Source organism: Thiocystis violacea, from assembly GCF_016583565.1.
Lineage (GTDB): Bacteria > Pseudomonadota > Gammaproteobacteria > Chromatiales > Chromatiaceae > Thiorhodococcus > Thiorhodococcus violaceus_A.
Genome location: NZ_NRRF01000185.1, coordinates 1 through 1676, shown reverse-complemented (window position 1 = coordinate 1676; position 1676 = coordinate 1). Strand labels below are relative to the sequence as shown.

Sequence of the window (1676 nt, the reverse complement as noted above, 5' to 3'; positions counted from 1 at the left end):
AGTCGTCTGTATTCCGCTTTAAAGTCTTTGAAGGGTCGCGCAGAACGCATAATATCGTTTTTTCACCTTCCGGAAACCCAATATGCCGCTTAATAAGCGCGTCTGGATACCATATTAAATGGCTATAGCCGGGCGATGCAAGGACATCTATGTCGGCGGCGGGCGCCCCTACAGTTTCAATCCGCGCCCGGCTGATTAGCCGGGCGATGCCCGACGTTGTCGAGCAAGGCCGCGAGCTTGGCGGGTTTCAATCCGCGCCCGGCTGATTAGCCGGGCGATGCATAGGCGGCATCAGCCTCCTTGCGCCAGTTCGAGAGTTTCAATCCGCGCCCGGCTGATTAGCCGGGCGATGCATGGCTCGCGGAAGCGGCGGATTTTCGCCGTGGGTGTTTCAATCCGCGCCCGGCTGATTAGCCGGGCGATGCACCGCGAAAGAGGAGTAGGTGCTATGGCAGGAGTGTTTCAATCCGCGCCCGGCTGATTAGCCGGGCGATGCCAAGATCCGCGAGGCGATCGCCGCGAAGTTGCAAGTTTCAATCCGCGCCCGGCTGATTAGCCGGGCGATGCCCCCATCACGGTGACCAATGAGGGCTGTGATACCGTTTCAATCCGCGCCCGGCTGATTAGCCGGGCGATGCCAAGGGGCTGGTGGACGACCAGGATCTGCTGATGGTTTCAATCCGCGCCCGGCTGATTAGCCGGGCGATGCGTTCGTGGGCGACGATGGCTAAGCCTGTTACCACGGTTTCAATCCGCGCCCGGCTGATTAGCCGGGCGATGCCTTGCGCGAGCGGCTGCCGTAGAGTCGAGCCGAGAAGTTTCAATCCGCGCCCGGCTGATTAGCCGGGCGATGCCTTGCGCGAGCGGCTGCCGTAGAGTCGAGCCGAGAAGTTTCAATCCGCGCCCGGCTGATTAGCCGGGCGATGCTCCGCCGCTGTAACCTCTTGATTCAGCGACGTAGCAAGGCGATGTTGCGCGAACCGGTCGGCGGACGCAACTGGAGTGGTGTGGGATCGGCGGCGGTTGCCAATCGCTATCGATAGGAATCAGCGACTTAGATGCGGCGCGAACCTCCCGGGATTTCGCCGTCACTCGGAGTTCGCGCGTCATACCAGCAGGGGGCCGTCGAAATCGATGGAGCGGAAGACACCATGCTGTTTGACGCGGAGCCCGCGCGGCTCGGTGATGCGGTAGAAGCGCAGGTTGTCTTTCTCCAGGTCGATCTCGGCTAGAAGTTCGCGCTCCAGCGCCTCGAATTGCATCTGGTCGATCTCGCACTCGAACACGGATTTCTGTACCCGCTGGCCGACGCGCTCGCAGACCTTGGCGACGCGGCGCAGACGTCGGCGGCCTTCGGGGGTTTCCGTGGAGACATCGTAGGTGGCGATGATCAGCATTGGGTGATCCTTGGTGCATGGTGTTGGTTCGACGCCGGCGTCGATCATCCTTCGGACCAGTCTTCTTCGGTAGGGTGGACAAGCGCAGCGCAGTCCACCAACAACGGCGCGGGGTTCGGTGGACTTCGCTCTCGCTCGTCCACCCTACCGGTACCGGGTGGCCGCGGGTGCTTACGCACCCGCGGCTCCCACAGATCCGGACGTGCGGGACTACCGCATCCGGCTCCTCGATTGAGCGCTCGCTGCACAACACATGTCGCACACCCGTTGGACCCTGAA

Annotated in this window: 1 protein-coding gene and 1 CRISPR repeat array; the gene reads right to left on the bottom strand. The window is 62.1% G+C overall.

The window, feature by feature from the left end:
• Positions 1-173: 173 nt before the first annotated feature.
• Positions 174-927: a CRISPR direct-repeat array (repeat unit 37 nt; unit sequence GTTTCAATCCGCGCCCGGCTGATTAGCCGGGCGATGC).
• A 179-nt stretch (positions 928-1106) separates the two neighbouring features.
• Complete coding sequence (gene cas2 / locus CKO23_RS24590; protein WP_200336130.1) at positions 1107-1397, bottom strand: CRISPR-associated endonuclease Cas2; 291 nt, start codon at positions 1395-1397, stop codon at positions 1107-1109.
• Between the last annotated feature and the right edge of the window lie 279 nt (positions 1398-1676).

Bases quoted from the DNA above. Each gene is read 5' to 3' on its own strand.
- cas2 (WP_200336130.1), bottom strand. From the start codon at position 1,397: ATGCTGATCATCGCCACCTACGATGTCTCCACGGAAACCCCCGAAGGC.